The organism is Kosakonia pseudosacchari (genome assembly GCF_015167415.1).
GTDB lineage: Bacteria > Pseudomonadota > Gammaproteobacteria > Enterobacterales > Enterobacteriaceae > Kosakonia > Kosakonia pseudosacchari.
In genome coordinates, this window is sequence record NZ_CP063425.1 from 3,981,654 (window position 1) to 4,000,325 (window position 18,672).

General features: G+C 54.1%; 18 protein-coding genes. 9 read left to right on the plus strand and 9 right to left on the minus strand.

Translation table 11 applies throughout. From position 1 onward, the window contains the following. Positions 1-493 precede the first annotated feature (493 nt). From IP581_RS18800 to IP581_RS18810, 3 genes are all read left to right on the plus strand, one after another. Positions 494-1,210, plus strand: coding sequence for a nitroreductase family protein (locus IP581_RS18800; RefSeq protein ID WP_086873570.1), 717 nt, complete (start codon positions 494-496; stop codon positions 1,208-1,210). A gap of 105 nt (positions 1,211-1,315) precedes the next feature. Continuing rightward, positions 1,316-1,636 carry a type II toxin-antitoxin system RelE/ParE family toxin gene (locus tag IP581_RS18805; protein ID WP_097401590.1) on the plus strand — a complete coding sequence of 107 codons (321 nt, stop codon included), beginning with the start codon at positions 1,316-1,318 and terminating at the stop codon, positions 1,634-1,636. Then, the gene (locus IP581_RS18810; RefSeq protein WP_176519704.1) at positions 1,626-1,904 is read left to right on the plus strand and encodes a helix-turn-helix domain-containing protein; all 279 of its coding nucleotides are present in this window, start codon (positions 1,626-1,628) and stop codon (positions 1,902-1,904) included. Before IP581_RS18805 ends, IP581_RS18810 begins: the two co-directional genes overlap by 11 nt. A gap of 36 nt (positions 1,905-1,940) precedes the next feature. Here IP581_RS18810 and IP581_RS18815 read toward each other — a convergent pair whose 3' ends face one another. Both IP581_RS18815 and IP581_RS18820 read right to left on the minus strand, forming a co-directional pair. Continuing rightward, positions 1,941-3,062, minus strand: a complete 1,122-nt coding sequence (locus IP581_RS18815; protein WP_097401591.1) for a ribosomal protein uL16 3-hydroxylase — start codon at positions 3,060-3,062, stop codon at positions 1,941-1,943. A gap of 64 nt (positions 3,063-3,126) precedes the next feature. Further along, complete coding sequence (locus tag IP581_RS18820; RefSeq protein WP_097401592.1) at positions 3,127-4,059, minus strand: LysR family transcriptional regulator; 933 nt, start codon at positions 4,057-4,059, stop codon at positions 3,127-3,129. Positions 4,060-4,162: 103 nt separating this feature from the next. On the opposite strand from IP581_RS18820, the gene IP581_RS18825 reads away from it, so the two are divergent. Beyond that, a complete protein-coding gene (locus IP581_RS18825; protein WP_193821109.1) occupies positions 4,163-5,230 on the plus strand; it encodes an SDR family oxidoreductase in 1,068 nt (355 codons plus the stop codon). Between the two features lie 343 nt (positions 5,231-5,573). Here IP581_RS18825 and IP581_RS18830 read toward each other — a convergent pair whose 3' ends face one another. Next, positions 5,574-6,149 (minus strand): CGNR zinc finger domain-containing protein, encoded by a 576-nt coding sequence (locus IP581_RS18830; RefSeq protein ID WP_193821110.1) that lies wholly within the window; start codon positions 6,147-6,149, stop codon positions 5,574-5,576. A gap of 138 nt (positions 6,150-6,287) precedes the next feature. On the opposite strand from IP581_RS18830, the gene IP581_RS18835 reads away from it, so the two are divergent. Next, entirely contained in the window at positions 6,288-7,169 is an 882-nt protein-coding gene (locus IP581_RS18835; RefSeq protein ID WP_193821111.1) for an alpha/beta fold hydrolase, read from the plus strand. Between the two features lie 40 nt (positions 7,170-7,209). Here IP581_RS18835 and IP581_RS18840 read toward each other — a convergent pair whose 3' ends face one another. Further along, a complete protein-coding gene (locus IP581_RS18840; RefSeq protein ID WP_193821112.1) occupies positions 7,210-7,971 on the minus strand; it encodes a class I SAM-dependent methyltransferase in 762 nt (253 codons plus the stop codon). Between the two features lie 109 nt (positions 7,972-8,080). Here IP581_RS18840 and IP581_RS18845 point away from each other — a divergent pair, with 109 nt between their 5' ends. Further along, positions 8,081-8,860 carry a helix-turn-helix transcriptional regulator gene (locus tag IP581_RS18845; protein WP_193821113.1) on the plus strand — a complete coding sequence of 260 codons (780 nt, stop codon included), beginning with the start codon at positions 8,081-8,083 and terminating at the stop codon, positions 8,858-8,860. 89 nt (positions 8,861-8,949) lie between these two features. Here the strand turns inward: IP581_RS18845 and ymcF are convergent, their stop codons facing one another. Both ymcF and cspE read right to left on the minus strand, forming a co-directional pair. After that, entirely contained in the window at positions 8,950-9,138 is a 189-nt protein-coding gene (ymcF, locus tag IP581_RS18850; RefSeq protein ID WP_086873560.1) for a cold shock small protein YmcF, read from the minus strand. 9 nt (positions 9,139-9,147) lie between these two features. Beyond that, positions 9,148-9,360, minus strand: coding sequence for a transcription antiterminator/RNA stability regulator CspE (cspE, locus tag IP581_RS18855; RefSeq protein WP_086873559.1), 213 nt, complete (start codon positions 9,358-9,360; stop codon positions 9,148-9,150). 383 nt (positions 9,361-9,743) lie between these two features. Between cspE and uxuA the strand changes: the two genes are divergently transcribed. From uxuA to IP581_RS18870, 3 genes are all read left to right on the plus strand, one after another. Next, the gene (gene uxuA, locus IP581_RS18860) at positions 9,744-10,811 is read left to right on the plus strand and encodes a mannonate dehydratase (protein ID WP_086873859.1); all 1,068 of its coding nucleotides are present in this window, start codon (positions 9,744-9,746) and stop codon (positions 10,809-10,811) included. 66 nt (positions 10,812-10,877) lie between these two features. Continuing rightward, complete coding sequence (locus tag IP581_RS18865) at positions 10,878-12,212, plus strand: gluconate:H+ symporter (RefSeq protein WP_193821114.1); 1,335 nt, start codon at positions 10,878-10,880, stop codon at positions 12,210-12,212. A 185-nt stretch (positions 12,213-12,397) separates the two neighbouring features. Beyond that, positions 12,398-13,603 (plus strand): MFS transporter, encoded by a 1,206-nt coding sequence (locus IP581_RS18870; protein WP_193821115.1) that lies wholly within the window; start codon positions 12,398-12,400, stop codon positions 13,601-13,603. 36 nt (positions 13,604-13,639) lie between these two features. Here the strand turns inward: IP581_RS18870 and IP581_RS18875 are convergent, their stop codons facing one another. The 3 genes from IP581_RS18875 to IP581_RS18885 form a co-directional block, all read right to left on the minus strand. Further along, complete coding sequence (locus IP581_RS18875) at positions 13,640-15,004, minus strand: HlyD family type I secretion periplasmic adaptor subunit (protein WP_086873556.1); 1,365 nt, start codon at positions 15,002-15,004, stop codon at positions 13,640-13,642. Continuing rightward, positions 14,991-17,177 carry a type I secretion system permease/ATPase gene (locus IP581_RS18880; protein ID WP_097401600.1) on the minus strand — a complete coding sequence of 729 codons (2,187 nt, stop codon included), beginning with the start codon at positions 17,175-17,177 and terminating at the stop codon, positions 14,991-14,993. The genes IP581_RS18875 and IP581_RS18880 overlap by 14 nt, the downstream gene beginning before the upstream one ends. A gap of 100 nt (positions 17,178-17,277) precedes the next feature. Beyond that, a complete protein-coding gene (locus IP581_RS18885; RefSeq protein WP_193821116.1) occupies positions 17,278-18,630 on the minus strand; it encodes a TolC family outer membrane protein in 1,353 nt (450 codons plus the stop codon). Positions 18,631-18,672: the final 42 nt, after the last annotated feature.

The window sequence follows — 18,672 nt, forward strand, 5'->3', positions numbered from 1 at the left end:
TGCGGCGTATTATTTATCTCGCGGCAGCGTGGCCAGAACGCGCGATTGATTTATGGGATACTTTATTCCATTAAAAATCATAGAGAAGGCCTGTCCAAATAAGTCAATTTACCTTAAGTGAAATTAATCCTCTTTTTGAATTTCCCGGTTAATATATTTTTACTTCGCCGATTTTCGTCATTGATATTTTTATTCGAAACAATGACTGCATATAAAGATGAATTAACGCATTCCGATTATTGTTGAATATTATTGAGCTTATTTCACCTGTAAGTTGAAAATCTATCACATAAGAGATGAATGGGACCTTCAGGATTATCTCAACAGCCTCGTCCTTTTCCATATCATCACGAGAGTGGTGCCGTGACACCTCTTTTTTATGCGCCAAATACCACGCTTTCCTTCATCTATTTGAAGGATGGAAATGCTCTGGCTTATGCTCTGATAATGACACTTTTACCCCCACTGACGCGCATGACAGGAGCCGCACCTGATGGATCCGTTTCAGCAAATATTGAAATCGACACTCGCCCGCACCGATGACGCCCCACCGGCCATCAAGCCCCAGGCATTGCTGGAAGCGGAGTTAAAACCGAGGATTGCCCACGTTGCCGTGGACGACTTCCTCTCGCTCGCCAAAGCGCGCAGAACTATTTATACCCTCGGCAAAGATTTACCCATCGCCGAAGATGAGGTGGTTGACATCATTAAAGAGGCCATCCGCCAGGCGCCGTCGGCGTTTAACTCGCAAAGTTCGCGGGCGCTGATCCTGCTCGGTAAAGAGCACGATCGTTTCTGGGAGATGGTGCGCGACCAATTGCGTAAAGTGATCCCGGCAGAAAGCTTTCACGCCACCTCCGATAAACTCGATGGTTTTGCCGCCGCTGCCGGTTCCGTGCTGTTTTTTGAAGATCAGGAAGTGGTCACTCACTTACAACGTCAGTACATCGCTTATGCCGATAATTTCCCCGTCTGGTCAGAACAGAGCAGCGGTATCGCCCAGTACGCGGTGTGGCTGGCGCTGGCAGAAAAGAGCATTGGCGCGAATCTGCAACACTACAACCCGTTAATTGATCTTGATGTTCGCGCCGCGTGGCAGATCCCGGAAAGCTGGAAGCTGCGCGCAGAGATGAATTTTGGTTCGATTGTCGCGGCCGCCGATGAAAAGAGCTATATCGACGACGATAAGCGCTTTATCGTCGCGAGATAAAGATGTTGCCCGCTGAGCGGGCAATGTAGCGGGTCAATAACGCCTTTCATTTAATTAGCCCATATGCTAATTTAACCTAAAAACATGCCATCAAGGAGGATAAGCATGTTCACGGTTATTTTTCATGATGAAGCGGAAGCAGAGTTCATCGCTCTACCTGCCCCCATTCGGGCCAAAATGTCCAGGCTGCTGCATAAGCTTGAACACAATCCTCGCATGCTAAGAGAGCCCGATAGCAAACCCTTAGGGAACGGGTTGTTTGAGATCCGAACCCAGGGGACAGACATTGCCCGCGGCTTGTGGGTATATCAAACGGGAGAGCGCATTTTTTTACTGCGTATTTTCATCAAGAAGTCGCAAAAAATACCAACCGGTGAAATGGAACTCGCAGTTCGCAGACTGGAGGAGATGAAAAATGAAATATAAATCACTTTCGCAAGTTCACGCTGAAGCGATGCGCGATCCGGCATATCAGGAAGCTTATGAATATGAAGAAGAACGCGAACGCCTTCAGCAAGCATTAAAAGAGTGGCGTACTGAAGCTGGGCTCACGTCGGCGCAGGTTGCAGAGCGCATGGGCGTTAAGCCGCCAACCGTTTCCAGAATGGAAAAAAACGCCACCAGAATGAGCTATGAAACGCTATTACGCTACGCTCACGCCTGTGGCGTTACCTTTAAATTGCATCGAATATGAAGCGTTCCGCGCCAGAGCAGGCGCGGAATAGCAAGTTTACTCGTCGAAGTACCAGTAACCCTGATTCACCAGATCGGTCAGCTCCTGGGCGAAAGCCGGGTTATCCAGCGCGTTGCCCAGCTCTTTGAGGCCGATAATGGTGTAGCGGCACAGCGCATCGGCGGCTTGCGCATCGGCCGTGTCCAGATATTCGCTATTGATAAAGACGCTGCCGTCTACGTTTAGCACACGCAAACCGCTGAGACGCGTCAGCACCTGCCCCTCTTTTAACGCATCGACAATTTCCTCAACGCGATAATCGTCTGGCTCCGGTGCGACATCCAGTTCGTGGCGCGGCGTGGAAATAAAGCTACCAAACCACTGTTTGAAATGTTCCGGCTGGCTAATCAACTCAATCATCATATTGCGCACGCGCTCCAGCTCGTACGCTTCTACCCGGCCGGGATGTTCGCGGCAGGTTAAATCCGGGTCACTGTAATGCTCGTTTCCGAGGTCGTTTTCCAGTGCGTAGTCAGCAAAACTGCTGATCAGATCGCGGCCGTTCGGCCCACGAAAACCAATTGAGTAGTTGAACGCTTCCTGGTGAGTAAAACCGTCATGCGGGAATCCTGGCGGGATATAGAGAATGTCGCCCGGCTCCAGATCTTCATCAATGATCGGCGGGAACGGATCAACATGCAGCAACGCCGGGTGCGGACAGAACTGGCGCATCGGCAGTTTATCGCCCACACGCCAGCGGCGGCTGCCCATCCCCTGAATAATAAACACATCATACTGGTCAATATGCGGGCCAACGCCGCCGCCCGGCACGGAGTAGGAGATCATCAGATCGTCAAAACGCCACTCCGGCAGCACGCGAAACGGCTTCACCAGCTCGGCAGACGGCATATGCCAGTGGTTGACCGCCTGCGCCAGCAGCGACCAGTCTTTTTCGCCTAAATGATCAAACGATTCAAACGGGCCATTCCACGCCTGCCACTGACCATTCACATGGCTGACAATGCGGCTGTCGACTTCCGGCTCCATCGCCAGCCCTGCCAGTTCGTCTGGCGTAATCGGGTCGACAAAATCCGCGAACGCGCGTTTCAGGACAACGGGTTTCTTTTGCCAGTATTTTTCAAGAAATTCCGGCCAGTTGAGGTTGAGTTGGTAAGCCATAAATCACACCAGTGAGAAGGGAAACGGGGCTGATTATAAAGAGAGTTGGCTCCCTGGCGCCTTGTCATTGGTCAAGTGCGGGTGCGGCAAGCGGCGGAGATATCTCCAGCGCGCTGAGCGCTATCAGTAACGCGTCCACCTTTGGCAACAGCTGTTTGCGGCGCGGCCACACCAGCGTGAGCGCCAGCCCGTGCGGCTGGCATTGCGGCATAATCACCTGCAACTCGCCACGCTGCACGTGCGCATGCACCAGCCAGGTCGGCATCTGCCCAACGCCTAACCCGGCGCAAAGCGCCTGTACCTGCGCATCAACATCGCCGAGTGCCATGCGATATGGCACGCTGCGCCACTCCGGGTGCCCGTCGGCGGTGGTAAATAGCCACGGTTTGGTACTGCCATCCACCCGCTCATAAAGAATGGCCCTGTGCTGCATCAGCTCCGCCTCGCTTTGTGGTATTCCGGTGCGTTGCAGGTAATCGGGCGCGGCGCAGAACACCATCCTTTCACGACCAATTTGCCTGCACCCCAGCGACGCGGGCAGATCGACGGTTTGCCCGATGCGTACAGCAACGTCGATCCCCTCATCGAACAGATCGACAAAACGATCGGAGAAAGTCAGGCTAAGATCAATTTCCGGGTGCTGCTGACAAAACGGGATCAGCAGCGGCATCACGCCCAGCCGCCCGTAGGTATTCGGCACAGCGAGGCGCAACCGCCCGGAGGGAATGGTGCGATGTGCCGCCAGCACGGATTCGGCTTCCGCCAGCTCCTCCAGGATACGAATGCAGGTCTGGTAATACGCGTTCCCGGCATCGGTGACTTCAAGGCGGCGCGTGGTGCGCTCCAGCAAACGCGAACCCAGCCGCGCTTCGAGGCGGGCGACACTTTTACTCACCGCCGAGCCGGTCAGATGCAGACGCGCCGCCGCAGCGGTAAAACTCCCCTCTTCGACGCTGGCAACAAAGGGGACGATATCTTTCAGACGTTGATCGCTCATGGCATTAGTGAATTTACGTTACGAATGGTGTGAATTAATACCAGAGATAAGAAATTAATTCTCTATTAGCCTGTGAGGTAGACATAACGTAGAGGAACATCTCGTGCAGAAAAAAGCATTAATTGTCGGCATCAGCGGCGTGATTGGGCGAGCGCTGGCAGAAAAACTGCTGGCAGAAGGCTGGCAGGTTGCAGGTTTATCACGCGGACGCGGCGCGGTTCCAGCGGGCTGTACCAGCCTGACGGCGGATTTAACCGACGCGGCGGCGGTCAACGAGGCGCTGAAAAATGAGAAACCCGATGCGCTGTTCTTTAGCGTCTGGGCGCGCCAGGAGAATGAAAAAGCCAATATTCGCGTCAATGGCGCGATGGTGAAAAACGTCATTGAGGCGCTGGGCGAGCGCCTGGCCGGGGCGCATGTCGCGTTGGTCACCGGTATGAAACACTATCTCGGCCCGTTCGAAGCCTACGGCAAAGGTAATGTGCCGGTGACGCCTTTTCGCGAAGAGCAGGGCCGCCAGGACGTGGATAACTTCTACTATGCCCAGGAAGATGAAGTGTTCGCCGGGGCGAAAAAATACGGTTATCGCTGGAGCGTACATCGCCCGCACAGCATCATCGGGTATGCGCTCGGCAATGCAATGAACATGGGCCTGACGCTGGCGGTTTATGCCACGTTGTGCCGCGAAAAAGGCTGGCCGTTTATCTTCCCCGGCTCACCGGAGCAGTGGAACGGTGTTTCCGATGTGACCGACGCCGGTTTACTGGCAGAACAACTGATCTGGGCGGCGGTGAGTGACGGCGGCGCGAACGAAGATTTTAACGCGGTAAATGGCGATGTGTTTCGCTGGAACTGGCTATGGCCACGGCTGGCGGCCTATTTCGGCATTGAAGCGGCCGCGTTCCCGGCGAGCATGATGCCGCTGGAAGGGCGCATGCAAGAAGCGCAAGCCGCGTGGACAGAGATCGCGGACAAGTATCAACTGGCAGAAGCGGACATCGGTAAGCTGGCCTCCTGGTGGCACACTGATGCCGATCTCGGTCGCCCGATGGAAGCCTTTGCCGACATGAGCAAGAGCCGCAAAGCCGGGTTTACCGGTTATCGCAGCACGCTGGACTCCTTCACCGCGCTGTTTGACCGCCTGAAAGCGGAGAATATTATCCCGCGCTAAGCCATCATTTTGCCCGGCAGTTAGCTATGCCGGGTACTCCCTCAGTTCATTTTCAACGCCGACTGCGGGCATAGTTCCGGGATTGCCCCTTGCTGCGCCTCAATATGCACCGTTTTCCCCTGCCCATTCACATACCGTATTTGGCGGCGATATTACTGTGCCGCAAAGTGACATTTTGCGCGGTCAATTCCGGCAAACCGCTGACGATCACCGCGTGGCTGGCATTGGTCGCGGTGAGATATGAAATATCGACGCCGTTGATTTTCGGTGTTAAGGCAGACGTTGCGCGAGGACTACGTGCAAAGCGCTTATTTCAGCGCGAGTGATGCATGCTGCCCACGTATTAATTGTTTTTGGCCCGAAACCGGGCAACTTTCGCCCGGTTGCCGCACAGCGCCATACTGCACCAGCGGCGGCGATGCGCTTTGGTTTTATCGTAAAACCACAGGGTGCAATCCGGGTGCTCGCACTGGCGGACATAGTCAAACTGCCCGTTTGCCAGTAACGCCGCCGCCTGCTCGGCGACCGGTGCCAGCGCTTGCTGCGGTGTATCAAGGCGATAAACGCGCTGCGTTTGCAGTGCGCCCTGCTCATCAACGTCGAGGCATAAGTGGCTTTGCGCCTGCGCCAGCCAGCCATTCAGCGCATCCAGCGACAGTTCGCGCCCGTGCTTTTTCTCTTCGACAAGCTGGCGGAGCACTGCGCGCAACTTACGCGCTTCAGTCAGCAACTCTCCCGGCTTTGCCATCGCGTTAACCTGCAAACCGATGTGCCGTAACCACTGGCACACATCGTCATCGGATTGCCAAAAGTCATGCGGCGATTTTTCCGCCATCGCCAGCGTGTTAATGAAATCCAGCGCGTGATCTTCGGCAATAAACCACGGGCCTTCCGCGCCGGGTAATGTGGCTGCTGTCATGGTTTTTCTCTCCCCTGGTTTTTAATGCGAACATTGTAACCGATAAAATAGATTTTACACAGTTACATTCTTTCGCCATACTCAGCGTCGAAGTAACCCTATAAATTAACTTTTAATGGTTTCAAAAGAGGTGACGATATGGCTGCCAACACGCATTTCCCGGTTCGCTATCAGTATGCAGACGCCGATGGCGTCAATGTGTTTTATCGTGAAGCCGGTAACCCGGAAAACCCGGTATTACTGCTGCTGCACGGTTTTCCCAGCTCTTCGCATCAGTTTCGCGAACTGATTCCCCTGCTGGCAGATAAGTTTCACCTTATCGCCCCGGATCTGCCCGGCTTCGGCTTTACTGAAGTCCCCGCTGAACGCCATTACACCTATAGCTTTGATGGGCTGGCAAACACGCTGATTGCCTTTGTCGATGCGCTGAATTTGCAACATTTCGCGATGTATGTTTTCGATTACGGCGCACCGACCGGATTGCGGCTGGCGCTGCATTATCCGCAGCGGGTGAGCGGGTTTATTTCGCAAAATGGCAATGCCTATCTGGAGGGTTTAGGCGACGCATGGGCGCCAGTTCAGGCTTACTGGCACGCGCCGACAGCGGAAAACCGCCAGGTCGTTCACGACGCGATCCTCAATCTGGAAGGGACAAAATGGCAGTATCTGCACGGCGTGCGCGACCCGGAAACTGTCGCACCGGAAGGTTATCAACTGGATACATTATTGATGGAGCGCCCCGGGAATAAAGCGATCCAGCTGGATCTGTTTCTCGATTACGCCAACAATCTGAAGCGCTACCCGGAGTTTCAGGCCTTTTTCCGCGCTCATCAGCCACCCGCCCTGATAATCTGGGGCGAGCACGATCCGTTTTTTATCCCGCCAGGCGCGCACGCTTATAAACGCGATAACCCAAATGCGGTGGTCGAGTTGCTTGATACTGGCCATTTCGCACTGGAAACCCATGTCGGCTACATTGCCCAGCGCATTCGTGATGTGATCGGTAACGCGATTGGCTAAGAAACCGGTGCGCCCCGCGTGGTGGGCGCACCAGCTTTGCTTACGCGCGCGTCTGAAACATCAGCGTGTCGGACGTAAATGAGCCATCGTCGCCAATGAGAAAGTGCGCTTTCACCTCATCCGAGCTTTGATTTTGCAGATAGCGGATCGCCGCGCGTAATACTTCCGGCGTGTTCATGCGTTCCACCCAGGCGTGATATTCCAGCGCCAGCCGATCAGAAACCATCTTCTCAACCAGCATGCCGCTTTGCTGGGTCATTTGCAGCCACTCGGCCGGGGAGTAGTTGCGTACGTGGGACGGATCGCGCAGCACTTCAATGGTTTGCAGCCAGATATCCAGCACCGGGCGGCCGGGCGAGGCAATATCCATCAGAATAAATTTCCCGCCGGGTTTCAGCACACGTTTTACTTCGCGCAGCGCGAGTGCGACATCATGCCAGTGATGTGCCGAGTAGCGGCTGATCACCACGTCAAAGGTATTGTCGGCGAAGGGCAGCTTTTCCGCCGCGCCGTGTGCGGTGGTGAGGTTATTTAACTGACGATCGCTCGCCGCCTGGCGCACGACCGCCAGCATTTTTTCCGACAAATCATACGCTGTCACTTCGCGCACCACGCCTGCGGCGGCAAAACTGGCGTGGCCGGCACCGCAGCCTAAATCCAGCAGCGAGGCATCCGCATCAGTATGCAGCCACTCGACCAGACGCACTAAATCTGCGCCTTGCGCATGCACCTGGCTGGTCAGGTACGCCTGGGCCTGATCGCCAAACTGCTTTTTTGTTAACTCATGATGATTAATCGCCATTCTCTTCTTCCTTTTTTAGCACGACAAAAAGTTGCTCTTTGGCGACTATACGACCGCCTTTATAGGGGTACAATATGTGTACTTATACTGGTATTAGTGAGTACCACCCATGCAAAGCACTTTATTTGCCGGGCCGAAAACCCTTGGCGCTTTTTTGCGATCGCAGCGGGAAAACACCGCGCCTGCGGATATTGGCTTGCCGGCTCAAGGGCGGCGGCGCACGCGCGGATTGCGGCGGGAAGAAGTGGCGCAACTTAGCGGTATCAGTACCACCTGGTATACATGGATTGAACAGGGACGGGATATTGTCGTTTCGCCGCAAACCCTGTCGAATATCGCCAGCGTGTTAAAAATGACCGCCGCAGAACGCAAGTATTTGTTTCACCTGGCATTGCAAAACGATCCGCAGGAAGAGCACGTCATCACTGTTGAATCTTCGGTGCTGGCCACGGTGAATCAGATGGCCTGCCCCTGCTATTTGTTAGATTTGACGTGGAATATGCTGGCGTGGAATAAACCCGCTGAGGCACTGTTCAGCGGCTGGCTGGATAACGACGCCCAGCCGAATATGATGAGCTTTATGTTTCGCCATCCGCTGGCGCAAACGCTGGTTGCCAACTGGGAAACGCGCGCCAGCCGGATTGTCGCCGAGTTACGCGCGGACGCGATGCACTACCCGCACGACAAAGAGCTAAACCAGTTTGTGCAAAGCTTGAGCAACGATAGCGAACTGTTTCGCGCGTTCTGGTCGCGCCAGCAAGTGGTGGTGCGTGAGGGGGGCGAGCGCGTTTTTCATCATCCGCAGCAAGGCGAGTTGCACTACCGGCAGATGACCTGGCAGCTAACCAGCAACCGGTCGATCAAAATGATTATGTTAATGGACGAGTAATTCGCGTGCGGGTTAGGTATATCGCAGAAACAAATGGCGTTAATTGCTCAACATAAAAAAAACAGGCCAGAAAACTGACCTGTTTTTTATTATTTACGGAATTCCCGTGGTGCCTGGCTGGCCTGAACAAATGCGGTGATATTATCAAATGTGATCATTGCTGATTTGCAAAAAATACATTTGGCACCTGCCGGATTTTTCTCAGTCATATCGAAACAGGAAGTTCGGTATTGCGACCCGTGGCAGCACGGGCAGCGAAAATGAATATGGTTAATAATTCTAAATCCTTAGCGCGGAATCACGTTCGCCGCAGCCGGACCTTTCGGGCCGTTCTCAATAGTAAACTCAACCTCTTGATTTTCTTCAAGAGTACGGAATGCATTGCTCTGGATAGCGGAGAAATGTACGAATACATCTTTGCTGCCATCTTTCGGAGTAATGAAACCGAAGCCTTTCTCAGCGTTGAACCATTTAACGATACCGTTCATTTTAGTAGACATGCTTGTTACCTTCTTTTTTTTCGCCGAATGCGGCAGTAATGGTCTGAGACATTATTTTTATCAGAGTGTAAAGCGAAGACCCAAAAAGAAGTAGCAAGGAGGTACTTAGAGATGAGAAAGACTTTAGTGAACTGCTGGAGATAATGATTTATCAAACCGACGACGCATTAACGCACGGTTGCTTTGGCAGCGCAAGCACTATTTTAAAAATATTTGTCAGTAAAACGTTATCAGCAGATTAACGCGCTGTTCTGTTTGCTTCTTAGGGATTCACTCCCGGCAAAGGGGTTTGTGTGAAGTGGATCGCACAAATGCGCTTACCATCCGGCTATTATCAATACTAGTATGGTAGTTAAGCAAAACGTTTAAGGGTGGTAATGAGCATGCAAATGACAATGCGCTGGTTTGGTCCAGTTGAAGACAAAATCCCGCTGGAGCACATCCGGCAAGTTCCCGGCGTCGAAGGTGTCGTTGGCGCGCTTTATGATGTTCCGGTTGGCGATGTGTGGCCAAAAGAGAAAATCCGCGCGCTTGCCGATCAGGTACATCAGGCCGGATTAAAGATGGAAGTCATTGAAAGCGTTAATATTCATGATGATATCAAAATTGGCCTGCCCAGCCGCGAGCAGCTCATTGCCAACTACCAGCAGACCATCCGCAACCTGGCGGAAGTCGGCGTGAAGGTGATTTGCTATAACTTCATGCCGGTTTTCGACTGGATGAAAACCGACATGAACTACGTTCTGCCAGACGGTTCACTCACCATGGCATTCGAGAAAAAAGGTATCGATAAAACGCTCGATGAAGTCGTAAAAGAGGTGCTGGAGAATTCCAACGGTTTCGCCCTGCCCGGCTGGGAGCCAGAACGTCTGGCAAAAGTGCAGGAGCTGTTTGCCAAATATAAAGATGTCGACGACACGAAATTGCGCGCAAACCTGGTGTATTTTCTTGAGCGCATTATTCCGGTGTGTGAAGAAGTGGGCATAAAAATGGCCATTCATCCGGACGATCCGCCATACTCTATTTTTGGCCTGCCGCGTATTGTAAAAAACCGCGACGATCTCGACTGGATTTGTAATGCCGTGGATTCGCAAGCCAATGGCATTACTTTATGCACCGGTTCCATTGCTGAAGATCCGGATAATAATGTCTACCAAATCCTCGCAGAATTTACCCGCCGCAAACGTATTCACTTTGCTCACGTAAGAAATATTAAACTCATTAAAGATAAAGATTTTTATGAGTCGGCACATTTATCCCGCTACGGCTCGCTGGATATGTTTCAGATAATGAAATCCCTCTACGATAACGGCTTTGATGGTTATATTCGCCCCGATCACGGCCGCTTTATCTGGGGCGAAACCGGGCGTCCGGGCTACGGACTTTATGACCGCGCCCTCGGTGTCACCTACCTGCACGGCCTGTGGGAAGCGCTCGAAAAACAACATTAATTAAATGTCATTCAGGCCGGTGGCTCCACCGGCTTTTATTTCAGGCAAATCCGTAAGGTATTCTCTATGTCCCCGCTGTTAGCATTATTTTGGGTGCTGGTTGGTATTGCACTCTTAGTCGTTATGAATCTTAAATATAAATTTCATAATATTTTCGCCTTACTGATCGCAGGGATATTTGTTGCGATCATGGAAGGTATTCCGCTGGATAAAATTGTTACGGTTATTCAGGACGGTCTGGGAAGTATTCTCGGCCATCTTGCGTTGATTATTATATTTGGCGCTATCATCGGAAAGTTCATGACGGAATCCGGTGCCAGCCAGAGTATTGCAGATAGCGTCATTGAACGCTGCGGTACGCGTTTTCTTTCGGTCGGGCTGATGTTTATTGGCGTTATATTTGGCATCGCCATGTTTTATGAAGTGGCATTTCTGATTGCCATGCCGCTGGTGCTGAATATCGCTAAAAAAGCCAATATCCCGTATATGAAATTAGTGGTGCCTACCGTGGTTGGCGCAACCATGGGGCACAGCCTTTTCCCGCCGCAGCCCGGCCCGGTAGCGCTCATCAGTGCGTTCAACGCCGACATCGTGCAGGTCTATCTGTACGGCATTTTAGTCATTATCCCGGCGCTGTTTTGCGCGGGCATTCTGCTGCCAAAATACCTGCCGGGCATTAACGCCATTCCGTTGAATTCGCTGCTGAAACCGGTCGAAGAGAAAACCGCTCAGGATCTGCCCCCGTTTAGCATCAGCATTCTGATCCCGCTGATCCCGGCGGTGCTGATGATTGTCGCATCGATTATCAAAGGGTTAATGCCCGCAGGTTCGGAGCTGGTAAAAGTCTGCACCTTCTTTGGCAGCGCGGAAATCAGCATGCTGTTAGCCACGCTGGCGGCAGTCTGGTTGCTGGGCATCAGGCGTGGGATGTCGGCTGAAGGCGTCACCCACTGCGCCAGCGACGCGATCGCGAAAATCGCCAATGTGCTGTTTGTCATCAGCGCCGGCGGCATTCTGAAACAGGTGATTGTGGTTTCCGGTGTGGGGAACCATATTGTGGACATTATGAGTCACGTCCCGCTGTCGCCGTTCATCGTGGCGTGGATAATCACAGCGATAATCCGCATTCTCACCGGACAGGGCGCCGTCGCCGCTATCACTTCGGCGGGTATCGTTGCGCCGATGGTCAGCGCGTTTCACCTCAACCCTGCGCTGATGTGCCTGGCCGTAGCCTGCGGCAGCAACACCATTACGCTGATGTACGACGGCGGTTTCCTGCTTTTTAAAGAGACGTTCGGCATTTCGATGAAAGACACCTTCAAAACCTGGGGGCTGCTGGAGTTAATTAACTCGGTGGTCGGCTTAGGTATGGTTCTGCTACTCAGCCTGTTTATCGCTTAACTGACGAAAACCAACGGGAACACGGATGTCCCCGCCCCTTCTCTTTCGCGAAAAGGGATGCTACGTTTATAAATCTCTGTAATTCATCAGGCTCGCCAATGTAACGACACTCTCTCTGTGAACACACTTTTGCACCGTGCGCTGTATGCCGCACGCGGTTTTCTGTTTACTTGAGAATGTCGACAATGAACACATTATTGATGGTACTGGTGCGCGCGCTGCGCCAGCACCGCTGGCTGTGCTTGTTTGGTAGTGCCTATCTTTTTTCTTCTATCGGCAATGGGTTAACGCAAACCCTGATCCTTGGCCAATTGTTACGCTGGCATGCCTCTCCGGCAACGCTCACGCTGAGCTATATGCTGGCTACGCTGCCCGGTTTTTTTGGCAGTTTATTAGGCGAATACGGCTGTCGGCGTGTCTCGCCGCTGCGTTTACTGTTGCTGTGTGAGCTTATTGGCCTCGCCGGGCTGCTTTTCCCTCTTTACGGCTTACTGGCGCACAGCATTCCCGCGCTGCTTGCTGTCCAATCACTCGAAGCATTTGCCGCCGGGTTATCCTGGCCTGCCATGAGCCTGGTTTTTAAACGAGGTTTAAGCGCAACCGAGCTGCCTGCGGCGACCAGCATGGAAACCGTGATCTTCGCCTCTCAGGTGCTGCTGGGCGCAGGTGCCGGTGTTGTTCTTTTTGACCGGGTATCGCCGGTAACGCTGCTTTCCATTGATGCCATCAGTTTCATGTTCTCTACGGTGTTGCTATGCGCCACGGCACGTTACCTTCCGCCGGTAAGCCATGAGGATCGCCCCGAAAAGAGCATGACACTGCGCTGGCTTGATTTACCGGTCATACAAAAACGCAGCCTGCTGTTGTTACCGGCCCTTGCCGCTGTTGGCGCGCCGGCAATGGCGCTGCTCCCGGCGCTGATACAACAAATGCGGCCCGCTGAAGCCACCGACCTCGCCCTGCCACTTATCTTTGCGCGCAGCCTGGGCCAGCTTTGCGGCCCGCTGCTGCTAAACGCCGATAACCTCAAGCGCTATGCCAGCCACAACCGTTATCTCGTTGGCTGTTTACTGGCCTTTCTGGCGGCGTACTGTGTGCTGCCGGGTTTAACCTCCTATCCTGAAACCGCGCTACTGATCATCTTTGCCGCTCATCTGGCGTCAAATATGGTCTTTGCCGTCGGGACATTCGGCCTGCTGCATAATTTCCATGCCGACGCCGTTCCCGCCGCCACGGCAAAAGTGTGGCGCTGGCAATCGTGCTGCGCCGCTGTGGCGACACTGATTGCCGCCTTACTGGCGGCAGAATGGGGAGCCGCGCAGGCGTTATATATGGTTTCGTTCAGCACACTGGCGCTGGTGATGATGGTGCTTTTGCGCTATCGCCGCTAAGCGCAAAGGGAGGCAACCCATGCCTCCCTTTCGCTGCTACCGTTCACGCAGCGCTTCCGCTTTGGCGCGCAGTATCGGTTTGAGCAGGTAGTGCAGAATGGTGCGCTGGCCGGTAATAATATCCACCGAGGCCACCATGCCTGGAATGATCAATAACGGTTTATCATCCGGCCCTAGATGATTTTTATCCGTGCGCAAACGGATCACGTAAAAGCTGTTGCCATCTTTGTCGGTCACCGTATCCGGGCTGATTTGCACCAGTTCGCCCGCCAGCCCGCCATAAATGGTGTAGTCATACGCGGAAAACTTCACAATCGCCTGCTGGCCGGGGTGTAAAAAAGCAATATCCTGCGGGCGAATTTTGGCTTCCACCAGCAAGCGGTCATCCAGCGGCACAATTTCCACCATATCGCTGCCGGGTTGGATCACCCCACCAATGGTGTTCACCATCAGTTGCTGCACAATCCCTCTGACCGGCGAGGTCACCATCGTACGGTTCACCCGGTCTTCAATCGCCTTACCGGTTGCTTCCGCTTTACTCAGATCAGTCCGCGCCTGGTTGAGTTGCGTCAACGCCTCGCTGCGGTTGCCATCCAGCGTTTCGTTAATTTTATTGGTGATCTCGTTCACCGCCGCGACAGCGCCGGGAACGGCGACCGTCATTGAATCCAGTTGCCCGCGCGTTTCCACCTCGGTGCGCCGTAAACGCAGCACTTCCACCCGGGAAATCGCCCCTTTGGCGATCAGCGGCTCAGAGAGGTTAATCTCCTGCTGCAAAAGCCCAAGGCTCTGTTTGTACTGCGCCGCTTTGGTTTGCAGGTCGATAAGCTCCTGCTTTTTCTGCACCAGTTGCTCATTCAGCCCGGCAACCGTGCTTTGTAACTTGCTGTTAATACTGAGGAACAGAGCCATTTCACCTTTGGCGATATCCGGTGCCTGCTGGATTATCTCCGGCGAGAGTGTCAGCGTCGTCGCCCCATTCACCTGCGCCGTTAAGCGCTCAATACGCGCCTGTAACGCCATACGGTCGGCCTGGGTTTCCCCGGCGTTGGAGCGAAAACGGGTATCGTCGAGCCGGATCAGCGGCGCGCCAGCATTCACCACTTCGCCCTCGTGAACATACACCTGGGCGACAATTCCCCCTTCCAGATTCTGAATTTTTTGCAGACGTGAAGAGGGGATCGCCCGGCCTTCTCCCCGCGTCACCTCATCAATGTCGGCAAACGACGCCCAGCCAATCATCAGGATAAAAAAGATAAAAATCGCCCACAGCGTAATACGGATCACACGCGGCGAGTCATCAAGTAACGCCTGATTCACTTCATTGATGGCCAAAGGCGACGTTTTTTTGTCACCGAACAGCCAGCTCATCAGGCGGCTAAGCAGATCAACGATTCGCATGGATTTGCCCCTTTTTCAGTGCGCTCATGACGCTCTCTTTCGGGCCATCGGCGATGATTTTGCCGTTATCGAGAATAATCAGACGCTCAACCAGTGAGAGTAACGAAGCGCGATGCGTCACCAGCAGCAACGTCTTGTCGGCGACGACCGGGATCAGCGCCTTTTTGATCAGCTCCTCGCTGGTGTTATCCATTGAGCTTGTGGGTTCATCCATCAGCAAAATCGGCGGATCAAGCAGCAACGCCCGCGCGAGCGTAACCGCCTGGCGCTGACCGCCGGAGAGGTTCATGCCCCGCTCGCCAATCCGCATGTTGTAGCCCGAAGGGTGGCGGCGGGCGAAATCGTGTACACCCGTGATGATGGCCACCCGCAGCATCGCCTCTTCGCCAACGTAACTTGCGCCATACAGCAGGTTTTCCCGCAGCGTGCCGCTAAACAGATGGATATCCTGCGGGGCGTAGCCAATGTTGTGGCGCAAATCGTGAACATCAATCTGGCGGGAGTCGATATCGTCAATCAGCACACTACCGGCATCCGGCTGATAAAACCCTACCAGCAGCTTCGCCAGCGAGCTTTTTCCGGAACCACTGCGGCCGATAATGCCGATTTTTTCGCCCGGTTTAACGGTCAGCGTAATGTTATTGAGCGAGGTGTACTGGTTGTTCGGATAACGAAACGTGACATCGCGAAACTCCAGCGCGCCGGAGAGTTTCTCGCGCCTGAGCGGCACATCCTCTTCATGAATTTCCTGCTCCAGATCCAGCATGCGATCGACGGTAGCTTTGGTCATTTTGGCCCGCTGATAACGGGTTATCAGGCTACAAAGTTGGCCCACCGGCATCATGGCGCGCCGGTGCAACAAATAGCAGGCCACCAGCCCACCCATACTGAGCGAGCCACCAATAATGATGTAAACCCCGGCGACAATGATCGCCACACCGCTCGCCTGCTGGATCCACGACGTGAAGTTCACCGCCACAAAAGAGAGCGATTTAACTTTCATCTCCAGCTTGCTGAGCTGACCGATAATCTGCTCCCACTGATACTGGCGCTCGCTCTGCGCGTTGTTCACTTTAATGGCGTCCAGCCCGGTGAGCGTTTCAACCAGCATTGCCTGGCGTTCGCTGGATAAGCGGTAAGTTTTTTGCACCTGCGACATCAGCGGGCGCTGGAGCAGCCAGTTACCGATGAGCGCAATCGGGTAAGAGATGAGCGGAATAAACACCAGCGGGCCGCCGATAACGCCAATCACCAGCACGATCAGCAGCGTAAAGGGGAAATCAATCAGCCCGGTCAGCGTCAGTGACGAGAGGAAATCCCGCACCGACTGGTACTCCTGAAAGTTCTGCGAAAAACTGCCTACGCGGCTGGGACGCAGCTTCATTTTCATCCCCAACAGGCGCTCAAACAGCGCGGCGGAGACAATCAAGTCGGTCTTTTTCCCGGCCAGATCGAGGCACATGCCACGCAGCGTTTTCAAAATAAAATCAAACAAATAGGCAATGGTAATGCCAATCGCCAGCACCCAGAGCGTGGCCGTCGCCTGGTTGGGCACCACCCGGTCATAGACATTCATCACAAACAGCGGAGCCGCCAGCGCGATGATATTGACCAGCAGACTGGCGATAATCGCATCGGCATAGAGGAACTTCGACAGCCGCAGCGTATCCTGGAACCAGTTTCGCGTGCGCGGGATCGTAGCCGTGGGCTGGGTATCAAATTCGTGTTCCCGCTGGAGAAAAATCGCCGTGCCGCTGTACCGCTCCGCCAGCGCATCGCCCGCCAGCGTGATTTCTCCGCCTTCGGTTTCACTCGGCAGCAACCGCGCCTGTTGCCCGTCCCAGCCAATCAGTACCGCGACCTGGTTATTTTCCAGCAGCACTATCGCCGGCAGCGATATTGACGAAATCGTCGCAAGCGGGCGCTGGAGCGTTCTGGCTTTCAGCCCCGCACGCTGCGCCGCACGCGGAAAAATACTCAGCGTCAGTGAATGGTTTTTTAGCGGCAACCCGGATGTCAGCGAGTAGCGTGTGGTGGCGATATTATGCAATTTGCACACGATCATCAGACAATCCAGCAGTGGATCATCGTGCGTCTGTCGGGGATCGCTTCTGGCTACCTCTTCGTTAGAGGAAACCGGTAGCGCCTGAATGTCATCATTCGTCGACGTCATAATCTGACCTTGCAGGTTCGCGGAATTCCGCGATGGCGAAGACCCCAGAGGCGTTTTTCAGCGCAGTGGACTGAAATACCCTCTGCCCTGCCTGAACCTGTTATTTGAGCTCAGGCAATTCCACTTTCGTTGTGGGTGTGTCATCCAGCGGTTGTGCAGAAGAAGGCGGCTGGATATTAAGCGCTTTCAGCAACTCGCCGGTGCGCGCGTTAATGCGATACGTCGAAAACATCTCTGTGAACTGCATCTCCACATAGCGCTGCTGCGCGGTGAAGACTTCATTTTCACTGTCCAGCATATCCAGCAACGAGCGATCTCCGAGGCTGAACTGCTCCTGATATGCGCTGCGCACCGTCACACTGCGATCGGCATAATCTTTCGCGATCGGCACCTGTTTTTGGGCGTTTTGCAACGCGTTCCAGGCCAGCCGCAGCTCTTCGTTTAACTGGCGTAACGCGTTATTTCTGACATCCTGCGCTTCGCGCATTTTGTAGGCGAAAGAGGAGAGCGTGGCGCTGTCGCTGCCGCCGTTGTAGAGGTTGTAGCGCATGCGCAACATGGCCTGCCACTCCTGGTTGTGGCCGCGCGTACCGTCAACGTTGTTATCCATGGTGCGCCCCACTTCCACACTGACGTTGGGGTAAAACCGCGACTTCGCCGCTTCATATTGCTGGCGCGTCGCTTCAACATCGGCAGCGGCTTGTTTTAATAACGGGCTGTTTTTCAACATCGACTGACGGGCCTCTTCCAGTGAAGCGGGTACCTTAAATTTCTCCGGCAGCGTGAGATCATTAGCTTCCTTCCCGGTTATGCTCTGGTAGTTCGCCAGCGAATCCTCCAGGTTGGTTTGCTCCGTCAGCAGGTTGTTTCGCGCCTGCGCCAGGCGGGCTTCCGCCTGCTCATAATCAGCCTGGCGGCCTACGCCCTGTTCGGTGCGCAGCGTAATCTGATCGAATACCCGCTGGTGGTTTTTCAGGTTCTCTTCCGCCAGCGCAACCAGTTGCCGGCGCATCAGCACATCGAGGTAATACTGAATCGCCTGCAGCGCGGTGGTTTCGCTGGTGTCCAGCACCGTCCATGCCCGGGAGTTCACCGTCGCGGTCTGGCGGGCAACTTCGTTGCGGGTGGCATAGCCGCTAAACAGATTTTGCGTCACCGTAATGCTCGATTCGCTGCGGTGTAAATTGCGCTGATGATCCCCGGCCGCACACGTGGTGCTGTTATCCGATTGCTCCCAGCCGGTGCCTGCCGTGACATCCAGCGACGGTAAATACCCGCCTTTCGCCGCCCGCAGATCCTCATCCGCCGAATAACGTCGGTTAATAGATGCGCTGACTTCGGGGTGCCAGAGAATCGCCTCCTTCACCGCCTGCTCAAGCGTCGTGGCGTGCGCGCCGCTGGCCAGCAGCAGCGGGAGGGAAATCCCCCATAACAGCGGCTTGCGAGATAACATGTTGGCCTCCTGCTGTAGTCTGGAACTTATATGGATGTCTAA